The sequence below is a fragment of the Pseudomonas sp. 1152_12 genome (assembly GCF_052850675.1).
The window spans coordinates 45,664-59,052 of sequence record NZ_VXCW01000018.1 but is presented as its reverse complement, the minus strand read 5'-3'; the positions used below and the strand labels follow the sequence as shown (position 1 = coordinate 59,052).

Genomic DNA, 13,389 nt, shown 5'->3' with positions numbered 1-13,389 from the left:
TAGCCCGTTGAGTATAGGAAAAGATGGCGGTCAGTTTAGGGCGCATAGCGTTCGTTATTAAGACGCAATGTGTCGTCGGATTGAACTGTTTTTAGTCAAAGTGACGAGCTGGTTGGTCATATCGGCTGGCCGCGGTCCAGTTTGTTACTGAGGATGATCGACGTGGTGGTTTTTTCCACACCGTCGACGCTGCCGATCTGGTCCAGCAACTGATCAAGCTGCTCCGGCGAATCGGTGCGTAGCCAGGCCACGTAATCGAACTCGCCACTCACCGCACACAACTGCTGCACCTGCGCCATGGCACTCAGCCTGCGCAACACGTCCTTGCCTGAGCGCGCTTGCACGGTGATCCCGACATAAGCCTGCAAACCACCATCGACCACACGCTGCCCGAGGCGCACCCCATAACCGGTAATCACCTGGGTTTTTTCCAGTCGCGCCAGGCGCGACGTCACCGTGGTGCGCGCAATACCCAACTGCCGGGCAAGCATGGCCACGCTTTCGCGGGCGTTGATCTGCAAGGCGGCGATCAGTTGGCGATCGATTTCATCGAGGACGGGCAAGGGGGGCAGCTCCGGTGCTGGCGGCAATGGAGTGGCATGTTACAGGCTTTGCGATCTGCGTGATTAAGGCGCCTTGCACACTTTCGTAGCGTCGGGATCATTCGGGACGAACGCGCCAGGCGTGAGCACCACGTAGCCACGACGCCACGGTTAGTTGTCATCAGATTCCAGCGATGCCCGGGGTCTGCGTTTTTTTCCATACGCCAGACACGCAAAAGCCGCGCAGTGCGCGGCTTTCTTGTTTGGTGGGCCCAGTAGGACTCGAACCTACGACCAAGGGATTATGAGTCCCCTGCTCTAACCAACTGAGCTATAGGCCCTCAGTAGGTCGCGGATTATAACGATGGTTTCCCCACTGTGCCATCCGAAAAGTCTGAAACCCTCATATGAAGAAAAGCCTCGGCAAAAAGCTCGGGCGGCAGGGGCAGGCTGACGATGTAGCCTTGCATCTGTTCACAGCCTTCGGCGGCGAGGAATGCCTGTTGTGCGAGGTTTTCCACGCCCTCGGCGATGATGGTGAATTGCATGCTGTGGCCCAGGGCGATGATGGCACGCACGATGGCGGCGTCGTGGGGGTCGTCGGGCAGGCCGCGCACGAAGGACTGGTCGATCTTGAGGAAATCCAGCGGCAGGCGCTTGAGGTAACTGAGGGATGAATAACCGGTGCCGAAATCATCAATCGCCAGTTGCACGCCCAGGTGTTTGAGTTGGTGCAGCACTTCCAGTGCTTCTTCGGCCTGGCTCATGATGAAGTTCTCGGTGATTTCCAGTTGCAGGCAGCCGGGCTCCAGGCGGTAGTCGCGCAGGAGCTGTTCGATGCGTGCGAGCAGGCCGGGGTGGCGCAGTTGCGCGCCGGCAAGGTTGACCGACAGTGGGCCGAAGTTATCGAAAGTTTCTCTCCATTGGCACATCTGATGGCACGCCTGTTCCAGTACCCAGTCGCCGATTTGCAGGATCATGCCGTTCTCTTCGGCCAGGGCGATGAAGTGTTCAGGCGGTACATCGCCAAAGGTCGGATGGTGCCAGCGAATTAAGGCTTCGGCGCCGATCAGTTCCTGAGTGTCCAGGCTCAACTTCGGTTGGTAGTACAAAAAAAACTCTTCACGCTCGATGGCGCGGCGCAGTTCGTGTTCCAGGGCCACGCGCTCTTTGGCTTGGGCGGTGAGGTCGCGGGTATAGCTTTCGACGCGGTTGCGGCCCTTGGCCTTGGAGCGGTACATCGCGGCATCGGCGTTTTTGACCAGGGTGGCGACGTCGCTGCCGTCCCGCGGGTACAGGCTGGTGCCGATACTGGCGCTGATAAAGAACTCGTGCTCGCCAGCCTGGAACGGTGGGGTAAAACAGGCGAGAAGTTTATTGGCGAGGTGTTCGGCATCGTTGGCGTGTTGCAGGCCGGGCAGCAAGATGATGAATTCGTCGCCACCCAGGCGGGCCACGGTGTCGACGTCGCGTAGTTGCTCCTTGAGGCGCACGGCGATGTCCTTGAGTAGCAGGTCGCCGACGGGGTGGCCGAGGCTGTCGTTGATGTGTTTGAAGCGGTCGAGGTCCAGGAACAGCACCGCACCTTGGTTGCCACTTTCCTGCTGGCCATTAAGTGCCGCTTGCAAGCGGCTTTCAAACAGCGTGCGGTTGGGTAGGCCGGTCAGTGGATCATGATGTGCCTGGTAGTCGAGGCGCGCCTGGGCATGTTTGAGGCTGGAGATGTCGGCAAACACGGCGACAAAGTGGGTGATCAGTTGCTCGCGGTTGCGCACGGCACTGATGGTCAGCCAGCTGGGGTATAACTCGCCGTTCTTGCGACGGTTGCAGATCTCGCCCTGCCAGTGGCCCTGGGCTGTCAACTGGTGCCACATGGCCGCATAGAACGCGCTGTCATGCTGGCCGGAGGCGAGCAGGCGCGGCGTACTGCCGAGCGCTTCGGCTTCGCTGTAGCCGGTGATTTCGCTGAAGGCGCGGTTGACGGCGCTGATGTTTTGCCGGGTGTCGGTGATCAATACGCCTTCGGCCGTGCTTTCGAACACCGTCGCGGCCTGTTGCAGCTTTTCCTGCATGAATTGGCGTTCGGTGATGTCTCGGGCAATGGTCAGCATGCAATCTTCATCGCCGATGGGCAGTAGGCGGCTGGACACTTCGCAGAGGCGAATTTGGCCGTCGTTGCGGCGTATGTGGCAGACGAAATCGCGGACAAACCCGTCGCGTTGCATCAGTTCCAGCATGTGCTTACGTTCGTTGAGGTCGACCCAGATGCCCAGGTCCAAGGTGGATTGGTCGAGCGACGTTGCGCTGGCGAACCCGGTAAGACGGCTGAAGCCGTCATTCACTTCAATCAGCAGCCCATCGCGCTGGCGGCTGAGCAGCAAGCCATCGGGTGAGGCGTGGAAGGCCTTGGCGAATTTCTCTTCGGAGGTTTGCAGCTGTTGCTGGGTTTCCTTGAGCTGGGTGATGTCACGCACCACCACCACCAAGGCCTCGGTGGTGTCGAGTTGGAACGGCTCTGCTGAGATCAATCCGGTAAAGGTTTGGCCGTTGCTGCGCCGAAAAGGCATCTCCAGGTTGCGGATGCTGGTGGTCTGCACCCGTTGCAGCAGGTCGGGGCCGGCGCCTTGAATGCCCCAGATATTCAATTCGGTGGCGGTTTTACCCACGACGTCTGCGGCGCTCAGGCCGATCTGGTCCTCAAACGCTTTGTTAACCTCCAGCAGGCAGCCATCGGACAGGCGCGCAATCACCAGGATGTCCGGGCATTGCTGGAACACCGAGGCAAATTTCTGCTCCGACAGCTGCAAGGCTTCTTCGGTGCGCTTGGCTTCGCTGATATCTATCATCAGGCCGCGCAGTACTGGCTCATGCCCGTGCTCGATGAGGCTGACAATGTCGCGTACCCATAAGCAGCGGCCGTCGGCGGTGATCACCCGATAGTCGACGCTGTAATCACGGTTGGCGCGGGTTTCCTGGTAGCAGTAGGCCTCGGCGCGGGTCAGGTCGCAGGGGTGGATGATGTTGCGCCAGAAGCCTGGAATCAACCAATGCGCGCGCGGGTAGCCGAGCAAGTCTTCGGCATGGGGCGACACGTAGCTGTAGGTGAAATCGGTGATGCTGGCTTCCCAGGCGATGGCGGACAGGCTCTCCACCAGGCCTCGATAGTGGTATTCGCTGCTGCGCAGTTCTTGTTCAAGCGCGACTCGCCGGGAGATTTCCGAGCTGAGCCGGCGATTGATCCTAATCACGATGGCCAGCACCGTGCTTAGCAGCAGCACCGCTGGCAAACCGTACATCAGCAAGTCAGCCCAAAAGGTGCGGTGATCGGTGAGGCTGCCCACCCAGTGTTGCTGGACCGCGTCGGTTTCGTCTGAACTGAGGTCGGCGAGCACCTTGTCCAGGATTCCGACCAGCATTTTCTCATCGCGCGGTACGCCCATCGCCAGCTGATAGCGGTAGGGTGTTTCGCCGCTGACGTATAAGCCATCGAGCTTGAGTTCGCGCAGGCTCCAGACGCTGGAGGCAAGATCACTGATCACGGCATCCACTTCATCGGTTGCCAGCGCCTGTAGTGTCGAGCTGACATTAGGCATGGCCACCAGGTTGAGGTCCGGATGGTGGGTGCGCAGCAATTCGTGAGGCGCGTAGTTTTCTACCACGGCGATCTTCAGGCCGTACAGGTCTTTGAGATTGCGTGGTTTCGCGCCGCCTTCATGCGCGAGGATAACGATAGGGAAGTCGAGATAGGGGCGTGTGAAGGCCAGGAAACCCTGGCGCTCCGGGGTGGACATAATGCCAGGCAGCAGGTCGAGTTGGTTGTTTTTGGCCTGTTCGAGCACGGCGGTCCAGTTGACGGGCTCGATCAGTTTGATCCTCACGCCCAGGCGGTCCTGGATCAGGCGCACGTAGTCGGCGGCCAGGCCTTGATAGCGGCCATTCTCGTCACGGTATTCGAAGGGTGGCCAAGAGGCATCAACCCCCAGGCGCAGCTCCTGATGGTCCGCCAGCCAGCCACGCTCTTCATCGGTGAGAGTCAACGCGCCAGCCGTCGCGGTCCAGGTGAGCAGCGACAGCAGTATCACGGTCGGCAGTCTGGGCATAACGGTCTCGTTATGGCACGGGGAATGTTTCGAGTGTAGACGGGCATTGCGGGGGGAGGGGCGCGCGTGGGCGTTAATCTATAGAAAGTAATCTGTAGAAAGCAAAACCCCCGGCCTGGGCCGGGGGTTCTGGTATCACTCGTCGAGGAAGGAGCGCAGATGCTCGCTTCTCGTCGGGTGGCGCAACTTGCGCAGCGCCTTGGCTTCGATCTGGCGGATCCGCTCACGGGTCACGTCAAACTGCTTACCGACTTCCTCAAGGGTGTGGTCGGTATTCATGTCGATGCCGAAACGCATGCGCAGTACCTTGGCTTCACGGGCAGTGAGGCCGGACAGTACGTCACGCGTCGCTTCTTTAAGGCTCTCAACAGTGGCGACATCGATTGGCGACTGCATGGTCGAGTCTTCGATGAAGTCACCCAGATGGGAGTCTTCGTCATCACCAATCGGCGTTTCCATGGAGATCGGCTCTTTAGCGATCTTCAATACCTTACGGATTTTATCCTCAGGCATTTCCATGCGTTCGCCCAACTCTTCCGGGGTCGGTTCGCGACCCATTTCCTGCAACATCTGCCGGGAAATACGGTTGAGTTTGTTGATCGTCTCGATCATGTGCACCGGAATACGGATGGTGCGGGCCTGGTCGGCGATCGAGCGAGTGATCGCCTGACGGATCCACCAGGTGGCATACGTCGAGAACTTGTAACCGCGACGGTATTCGAACTTGTCCACAGCCTTCATCAAGCCGATGTTGCCTTCCTGGATCAGATCGAGGAATTGCAGGCCGCGGTTGGTGTACTTCTTGGCGATGGAGATCACCAGACGCAAGTTCGCTTCAACCATCTCTTTCTTCGCGCGGCGGGCCTTGGCCTCACCGATCGACATGCGACGGTTGATGTCCTTGATCTCGGCAATCGTCAGACCGGTTTCAGTCTGCAATGCGGTCAGCTTCTGCTGGCAACGAATGATGTCCGGCTGCAGACGACCAATGGCTTCAGCGTATTTCGCCTTGCCTTTGGCCAGTGCATCGGTCCAGCTTTCGTCAACTTCGTTGCCCGGGAACTGGCGCAGGAAGTCAGTACGCGGCATGCGCGCATCACGTACACAGAGCTGCATGATTGCGCGCTCTTGGGCACGCAGACGCTCAAGGGCACTGCGAACACGCTCAACCAGGCCTTCGAATTGCTTCGGCACCAGTTTGATTGGCATGAACAGCTCAGCCAGGGCTACCAGCTCGGCGATTGCCAGCTTGTTGCCACGACCGTGCTTTTTCAGAGCCTTGCGGGTGATTTCCATTTGATCGGAAACCGCACCGAAGCGCTGGGCAGCGACGATTGGATCGGGGCCGCTTTCAACTTCATCTTCGTCGTCGGTGCTGGCTTCAGCATCGTCGTCGTCAGTCTCGTCGTCGGCTTTAACAGCCTTCGGATCAACTGGCGGCGGTACTTCGGCGGCAGGCGGCGCAATGCCATCGTCCGGGTCGATGTAACCGCTCAGGACGTCGGACAGGCGACCGCCTTCGGTGGTGACGCGGGTGTACTCGGACAGAATATGGTCAACCGTGCCTGGGAAGTGCGCAATTGCGCCCATCACTTCACGGATGCCTTCTTCGATACGCTTGGCGATTTCAATTTCGCCTTCGCGTGTCAGCAACTCGACCGTACCCATTTCACGCATATACATGCGCACAGGGTCCGTCGTGCGACCGATGTCGGTCTCCACTGCTGCCAACGCTGCTGCTGCCTCTTCGGCCGCAGCCTCGTCAGTATCGGCGTCGGCCAGCATAAGGGAATCCTTATCTGGCGCAGTTTCGAATACGTTGATCCCCATGTCGTTAATCATGCGGATGATGTCTTCCACCTGCTCTGGATCTGAAATATCCTCAGGCAGATGGTCGTTGACCTCCGCGTAAGTCAGGTAACCCTGCTCACGACCTAGTGTGATCAACTCTTTGATACGAGACTGCTGTTGCGCTTTTCCGGACATAACACCCTATCCACTGAAGGTCTTGGCGGGCAAAAAACAAGCCGAGGATTATACCCGAGCTATGACCTCACACGCCAGCTGAGGTCGGGTTTGATGCGGAAACATTCTGTTTTAAGAGGTCGCGCATCTGTTTTGCTATCTGAATCTGCTCTTCAGCCGACAATCCCGGCTGCCTTGCTCTCTTTATGAGCTCATCGAGGGTCTGCGTGTGCTGACCCGCGGATAACCTAGTAATGGTGTCTAAAAACTGTTGTTCAAGGTTATCGCCGTCAATTAGCCACTCCTTTTCTGCGAGTGCTTTCAAGAGGCGTCCTTGTTCGGTGCCGTGCCAACGAGCCATCAATTGAATTGAGTTTAGCTTAGGATTTTTCTGTACCGCCTCGATCAAGGCGATCAGGACCTGGGCATAAGTGTTGCTTTCGTTGGCAAAGTGATCGGCGCTTTCAACTTTTTTGGCCAGTTGCGGGTGGTGGATTAGCGTGCGTAACGCAATAAGCGTCGGCGCTTCCACCGCCACTGGCGTGCGTGGCGCATAGGGCTCATCGCGATCACCGCGCTTGCCGTTCTTGTTCCAGGGTTTCTTGTCCCATTTCTTGCCGCCGGCCCCGGGCTTCTTCGCTGTCCACTCTGGCTGGGGCGTGTAGGCCTCCTGCGGTTGGTGGAAGTCGGAGTAGTCCGGCATGGCGTCGTAATCCATACCCGGATCGTACGCGGGCGGTGCACCTTGCGGCGCGCTGTGCACCAGTTGGCTGACGGCTTCGCCACTCAAGCCAGTGATTTCCAGCAGGCGCATGCGCATCAGTGATTTCAGGTTGGCGCCCGGTACTTTGTCGATCAGCGGTGCTGCGAGGGTGGCCATGTGGGCCTTGCCCTCGAGGGAGCGCGGATCGGCTTCTTCGGTCAATTGCTGGAAGAAATAATCCGCCAGCGGTTGCGCGTGTTGGTTGATGCGCGCGCGGAACGCGTCGGTGCCTTCGGAGCGCACCAGAGTGTCCGGGTCTTCGCCTTCAGGTAGGAACAGAAAGCGTGCACGGCGCCCATCCTGCAGGCTCGACAGCGTGGCTTCGAGCGCGCGCCAGGCGGCGTTGCGGCCGGCCTGGTCGCCGTCGAAGCAGAACAATACGCTGGGCACCACGCGGAACAGGCGCTTCATGTGTTCTTCGCTGGTGGCAGTGCCCAGGGTGGCTACTGCGTTACGCAGGCCTTGCTGTGCAAGGGCAATCACGTCCATGTAGCCTTCAACCACGATGATTTCATCGAGATTGCGGTTGTTTTTGCGCGCTTCGAACAGGCCGTAAAGTTCCTGGCCTTTGTGGAACACCGGAGTTTCCGGAGAGTTCAGGTACTTGGGTTTGTCGTCTCCGAGTACTCGACCACCAAAAGCGATGATCCGACCCCGGCTGTCGCGGATCGGAAACATCACGCGGTCGCGGAAACGGTCATAGCGCTTGCCGGTCTCGGCATTTTCCACCAGAAGGCCGGCGTCGATCATGGCTTTCTGCTGCAGGGTGTCGCTGCTTAGATGCTTGTACAGGTTGTCCCAGCCTGGCGGAGCGAAACCCAGGCCGAAGTCTCGGGCGATCTCACCCGTGAGGCCGCGGCCCTTTAGGTAGTCAACGGCGGCCTTGCGCTGCGGATGGCTTTTAAGTGCCTGACGATAGAAGTCGGCAGCGGCCGTCAGCAGCGGGTACAACGGTGAGTCGGTGGGTTGCCGCGGTTTGTGCGCACGTCCACTTTCTTCCCGGGGGACTTCCATGCCAGCGGCTTTGGCCAGGTCCTCGATAGCCTGGGGGAAGTCCAGGTTGTCGTGGTCCATGAGGAAGCCGAGGGCATTGCCGCCCGCGCCGCAGCCGAAGCAGTAGTAGAACTGCTTGTCGGGGCTGACGCTGAACGAGGGAGTTTTCTCTTTGTGGAACGGGCAGCAGGCGGTGTAGTTTTTGCCGGCCTTCTTTAATTGCACGCGCGAGCTGACAACATCGACGATGTCGGTGCGGTTCAGAAGGTCGTCAATAAAGCTCTGGGGAATTAGCCCGGCCATGGCGTTCTCGTCATCACTGCGTGTCAATGAGGCCCGCGAAGTGTTCAGGCGCGCAAATTTGCGGCTCGATCAACTGTCGTCTGCTTGGGCTGTCAGGGAGTGTATCTGCCGAACATTCACTGACGTTAATTTCTATCAGTGTTCGGCGTGGAAATGTTGCCCGGGCGTCCGGTGTTGGCCAATGGCAGGCCTCGGAAGTGCGTCGTTGGGCACAGCCGACACAGTTGATCGTCTGCTTAAAAGAATGAGTGTGCTCGTCAGTAGCCTTGTTAGGCTCGTCAGAAGAGACGTGCACCGCTGGCAAAAGAGCCAGTCCTGACGTGTGAAGCAGTGTTTCGGTCGCATGTGCGGCGTCAACGGTGAAGCATCAAGCGATATCCGCAAATGCCAATAGCCCGGCTGAGGGCCGGGCTTGGCAGAAGCTTGCTACGTAAGTCTGCGTATTAGTACAGACGAACGGCGCGGCGCTGCTCGCGCTGAACTTTCTTAGCGTGACGCTTAACAGCGGCTGCTGCTTTGCGCTTACGCTCAGAAGTTGGCTTCTCATAAAATTCGCGGCTACGAACTTCAGCCAGAACACCGGCTTTTTCGCAGGAGCGCTTGAAACGACGCAGAGCTACGTCGAAGGGTTCGTTCTCTTTTACTTTGACGGCTGGCATCCAGAGCTACCTTCTTTCATTACCGGGAATCAACGTTCTCGTCGCAAAAAATTCGCGGCTGAGGTCGTCGGTTTTTAAGGGTTGCGGATGTTAACCCCTCATTGCCCGGAATGCAAAGCCTCTGATCGAAAACCGCTAGTCGGGAGGGGGAGTGGCGACTATTATGCGCGCCTTCGAATTCAGCCTCTACAAGGCGCAAACCCATGCTAGTACTGGGACTTGAAACCTCCTGCGACGAAACCGGTGTCGCACTTTACGACAGTGAACGCGGGCTTTTGGCCGATGCACTGTTCAGTCAGATCGACCTGCACCGTGCCTATGGCGGCGTGGTGCCGGAGCTTGCCAGCCGCGATCACGTCAAGCGCATGCTGCCGTTGATTCGCCAGGTGTTGGACGAGGCTGGCTGCGTGCCAACCGAGATCGACGCGATTGCGTACACCGCCGGTCCCGGATTGGTCGGAGCCCTGCTGGTTGGGGCCTCTTGTGCTCAGGCGCTGGCGTTTGCCTGGGGTATTCCGGCTCTTGGCGTGCACCATATGGAAGGCCATTTACTGGCGCCCATGCTGGAAAAAACACCGCCACAGTTCCCGTTCGTCGCTTTGTTGGTTTCGGGTGGGCATACGCAGCTGGTTCAGGTCGATGGAATCGGCCAATACACGCTGTTGGGCGAGTCTCTGGACGATGCCGCAGGCGAAGCATTCGACAAGACCGCGAAGATGATGGGGCTCAATTATCCGGGCGGTCCGGAAATCGCTCGTCTCGCCGAAACAGGCGTGCCGGGGCGCTACACCTTCCCGCGTCCGATGTGTGATCGCCCAGGTTTGATGTTCAGCTTCAGCGGCTTGAAAACCTCCGCACTGAACACCTGGCAGCAGAGCGTCAGCGCCGGGGACGACAGTGAGCAAGCCCGTTGCGACATCGCTCTGGCGTTCCAGCAGGCCGTGGTGGAGACTTTGACCATCAAGTGCAAGCGCGCCCTGAAACAGGCAGGCATGAAGCGCCTGGTGATCGCTGGCGGCGTCAGCGCTAACAAAGCCTTGCGCACCTCGCTGGAAAAAATGCTCGGTGGCATGCAGGGTGATGTGTTTTATGCGCGCCCTGAGTTTTGCACCGACAACGGCGCAATGATCGCGTATGCCGGTTGCCAGCGCCTGCAGGCGGGTCAGCATGAAAGCCTGGCGATCAGCGTGCAGGCACGTTGGCCGATGGAGCAGTTATCGCCGTTGTGAGGGCCGACGTGAGCCGGGCTCATCGGACGCATTTAAAAATGCCGTTCGCGCCCGGCAAACAGGTCGCGTAAATTGCCACGGTGGCGCCACACGATCAGCAGTGTCAGCACGCTCATCGGCAATAGCGCTGCAGGCTCCTGCCATGCCAGCAATGGCAGGGTGAGGGGGGTGGCGATCAGTGCGGCCAGGGAGCTGGTGCGGCTCAGGTAGAAGGTCAGCAGCCAGGCCAGCACGGCCAGCAATGCTGCCGGAGGGTAAATTCCCAGCAACATGCCGGCTGCCGTGGCGACGCCCTTGCCCCCGCGAAAGCGGAAGTACAACGGGAACAGATGGCCCAGGACGGCGCATACGCCCACCCAGGCCTGCTGTTGCAGGGAAAGGCTGGCTAGATTGGCGATGAGTACGGGCAACAGGCCCTTGCAGATGTCACCCAGCAGCGTCAGGACGGCGAGTTTCTTGCCAGCCAGGCGCAACATGTTGGTTGCGCCGGCATTGCCTGAGCCACTCATTCGCGGGTCGGGGTTTCCCGTCAGGCGGCTGAGCAAAATGGCGAAGGACAGCGAGCCGAGCAGGTAGGCGAGAATCGCCAGTGACCAAAACATGCTAACTATTCCGGGCGAGGACGCCCTGATTCTAACGGGGCATCGCGCCCTTGTCGTGCTGCGGAGAAGAGCTTGGACAGAGTGTTTATCGAAGGCCTGGAAGTCGACACCGTGATCGGGGCCTACGACTGGGAGCGCGGCATCAAGCAATGCCTGCGCCTGGACCTGAGTTTCGCCTGGGACAATCGCCCGGCCGCGGCCGGTGATGACCTGACCCTGGCGCTCGATTACGCCAGCGTGTCCGCGCGTATTCAAGGCTTTGCCGAGCAGTCCCAATACCAGTTGGTGGAAACCTTTGCCGAACGCCTGGCGGAAGTGTTGATGAGCGAATTTCAGATTCCCTGGCTGCACCTCAAGTTGACCAAGCCCGGCGCCGTGCCGGCCGCCAAAGGCGTGGGCGTGGAGATCGAGCGCGGATGTCGCTAACTCAGGTTTACCTTGGCCTTGGCAGCAATATCGAGCGCGAGCGCCATCTACGCGCTGGCCTGGATGCACTGGCGAGTTTCTTGACCGATGTGCGCTGCTCGCCCGTGTTCGAAAGCCAGCCGGTGGGCATCAAGAGCGGGCCGTTCTTCAATCTGGTGGTGTCGGCCTATACCGACCTGCCGCTGATGGAGTTGGATCGCCGGCTGAAGTTCATCGAGGCTGACAATGGCCGTTATGCGCCCGATCGCAAAGGGTTGCCACTGGACATCGACGTGTTGCTGTATGGCGAGTTGGTGGGGAATTTCGATGGTTTGATCCTGCCGCGGGCAGAGATCCTGAAAAATGCCTTTGTGCTGTGGCCGTTGTCCTTGATGGCACCCGACCGTGTGCATCCTGAGGTGGGCAAGGCATTGGCCGCGCTGTGGCGCGACGCGCAGATCGATCAAGTGCTGGCGCCCGTCGGCTTCGAATGGCGGGGCCAGCAACTGACACCGACGGGTCTTCTGTAGCCGCCGCTAATTCTGTGGCGAAGGCTGGCGTTCAGACATTGTGCTGTTCCTTGTAAGCTTTCAACGCCTTCAGCCTTTCGCGCTTGAGCGCCTCGCCAAGTTCCGGGCCTTTGAAGCCTTTCTCCAGCAAGGGCGCCACCGCTACTTCGCGCGCGACCTTGGCTGCGCCGCGCAAATAATCCGCCTGTGGATAACTTCGCTGCTCAAATCCTTTTCGCCCGCGTGAGTCCATTTCACACGCCACCACAAACTCTTCAAAGCGCTGCGGTCGTCGATATACGTCAAAACTCTGCAGCAACTCCAGCAGTATTGACGCTTTCAACTCCAGCGCCCGATGGCCATGAGTGTGATATTGGCAGACCAACAGCGCCAGTTCCTGGCAGTCTTTCGGCACCTTAAAGCGTTCGTTGACCGCCTTGATCAGCTTCAGGCCGGTATGTTCGTGAGCAATATGTTGTGGCAACTTATCCACAGGCGTCAGGCCTTTGCCCACGTCGTGCAGCAGGCAGGCCCAGCGCACAGTGAGTGGCTGTTTATGCAGGGCGGCCTGCTCCAGTACGCTCAACGTGTGAAGGCCGGTGTCGATTTCAGGGTGGTGAAGTTCCGGCTGCGGCACGCCGAAGAGTGTGTTCACTTCCGGCATTAAAGTGTTTAGCGCGTTACAGTCACGCAGTACCCGGATAAACACCTGAGGCGAATCCTCCATCAATGCGCGGGAAATTTCTTTCCAGCTACGCTCCGGTGTCAGGGCTTCCAGCTCGCCGGATTGGCTGAGCTGACGCATCAGCTCCAACGTTTCGGGCGCGACCGTGAAACCCAAGTGCGCATAACGCGCCGCAAAGCGTGCAACGCGCAGCACGCGCAATGGATCTTCGGCAAACGCCGGGGAAACGTGTCGAAGAATACGCGCTTCCAGATCGCGCTGGCCCTGGTAGGGATCGGTGAGGTTGCCGTCATCGTCTTGAGCCATGGCGTTTATGGTCAGGTCGCGACGAATCAGGTCTTCTTCCAGCGTAACTTCGGGGCTGGCATGAAACACAAAGCCGCCGTACCCCCGGCCACTCTTGCGCTCGGTGCGGGCCAGGGCGTATTCGTCGCCGTTTTTCGGGTCCAGGAATACCGGGAAGTCAGCGCCCACCGGCTTGTAACCCTTGGCGAGCATTTCTTCAGTGCTCGCACCGACGACAACGCGGTCTATGTCGGCGACCTTGATGCCGAGTAGGCGATCACGCACCGCGCCGCCGACTGTGTAGATTTTCATGAAAAAGCCTCCATTAGCAGGACAGGATAACGCCTGT

At 59.1% G+C, this 13,389-nt stretch carries 10 protein-coding genes and 1 tRNA gene; 3 read left to right on the top strand and 8 right to left on the bottom strand.

Annotation, left to right across the window (positions count from 1 at the left end):
• Positions 1 to 116: 116 nt before the first annotated feature.
• The 6 genes from FW764_RS25585 to rpsU all read right to left on the bottom strand — a co-directional run bounded on the left by FW764_RS25585 (position 117) and on the right by rpsU (position 9,325).
• Positions 117 to 563, bottom strand: a complete 447-nt coding sequence (locus tag FW764_RS25585) for an Lrp/AsnC family transcriptional regulator (RefSeq protein ID WP_446436313.1) — start codon at positions 561 to 563, stop codon at positions 117 to 119.
• 243 nt (positions 564 to 806) lie between these two features.
• Positions 807 to 883: transfer RNA gene (locus FW764_RS25580), tRNA-Ile, on the bottom strand.
• A gap of 15 nt (positions 884 to 898) precedes the next feature.
• A complete protein-coding gene (locus tag FW764_RS25575; protein WP_446436312.1) occupies positions 899 to 4,642 on the bottom strand; it encodes an EAL domain-containing protein in 3,744 nt (1,247 codons plus the stop codon).
• Positions 4,643 to 4,777: 135 nt separating this feature from the next.
• Positions 4,778 to 6,628 carry an RNA polymerase sigma factor RpoD gene (gene rpoD, locus FW764_RS25570; RefSeq protein WP_446436311.1) on the bottom strand — a complete coding sequence of 617 codons (1,851 nt, stop codon included), beginning with the start codon at positions 6,626 to 6,628 and terminating at the stop codon, positions 4,778 to 4,780.
• A 67-nt stretch (positions 6,629 to 6,695) separates the two neighbouring features.
• Positions 6,696 to 8,666 (bottom strand): DNA primase, encoded by a 1,971-nt coding sequence (dnaG, locus tag FW764_RS25565; RefSeq protein WP_446436310.1) that lies wholly within the window; start codon positions 8,664 to 8,666, stop codon positions 6,696 to 6,698.
• Positions 8,667 to 9,109: 443 nt separating this feature from the next.
• Positions 9,110 to 9,325: a 30S ribosomal protein S21 gene (gene rpsU, locus FW764_RS25560; protein WP_002551877.1), complete on the bottom strand. Its 216-nt coding sequence runs from the start codon at positions 9,323 to 9,325 to the stop codon at positions 9,110 to 9,112.
• Between the two features lie 203 nt (positions 9,326 to 9,528).
• On the opposite strand from rpsU, the gene tsaD reads away from it, so the two are divergent.
• A complete protein-coding gene (gene tsaD / locus FW764_RS25555; RefSeq protein ID WP_083356477.1) occupies positions 9,529 to 10,554 on the top strand; it encodes a tRNA (adenosine(37)-N6)-threonylcarbamoyltransferase complex transferase subunit TsaD in 1,026 nt (341 codons plus the stop codon).
• Positions 10,555 to 10,586: 32 nt separating this feature from the next.
• Here the strand turns inward: tsaD and plsY are convergent, their stop codons facing one another.
• Positions 10,587 to 11,156, bottom strand: coding sequence for a glycerol-3-phosphate 1-O-acyltransferase PlsY (gene plsY / locus FW764_RS25550; RefSeq protein WP_446436309.1), 570 nt, complete (start codon positions 11,154 to 11,156; stop codon positions 10,587 to 10,589).
• A gap of 72 nt (positions 11,157 to 11,228) precedes the next feature.
• On the opposite strand from plsY, the gene folB reads away from it, so the two are divergent.
• Together folB and folK are read left to right on the top strand one after the other, a co-directional pair.
• A complete protein-coding gene (gene folB, locus FW764_RS25545; RefSeq protein WP_446436308.1) occupies positions 11,229 to 11,582 on the top strand; it encodes a dihydroneopterin aldolase in 354 nt (117 codons plus the stop codon).
• Positions 11,573 to 12,091 carry a 2-amino-4-hydroxy-6-hydroxymethyldihydropteridine diphosphokinase gene (gene folK, locus FW764_RS25540; RefSeq protein WP_446436307.1) on the top strand — a complete coding sequence of 173 codons (519 nt, stop codon included), beginning with the start codon at positions 11,573 to 11,575 and terminating at the stop codon, positions 12,089 to 12,091. The genes folB and folK overlap by 10 nt, the downstream gene beginning before the upstream one ends.
• Before the next feature lie 31 nt (positions 12,092 to 12,122).
• On the opposite strand, the gene FW764_RS25535 is transcribed toward folK, so the two are convergent.
• Entirely contained in the window at positions 12,123 to 13,352 is a 1,230-nt protein-coding gene (locus tag FW764_RS25535) for a multifunctional CCA addition/repair protein (RefSeq protein WP_446436306.1), read from the bottom strand.
• Between the last annotated feature and the right edge of the window lie 37 nt (positions 13,353 to 13,389).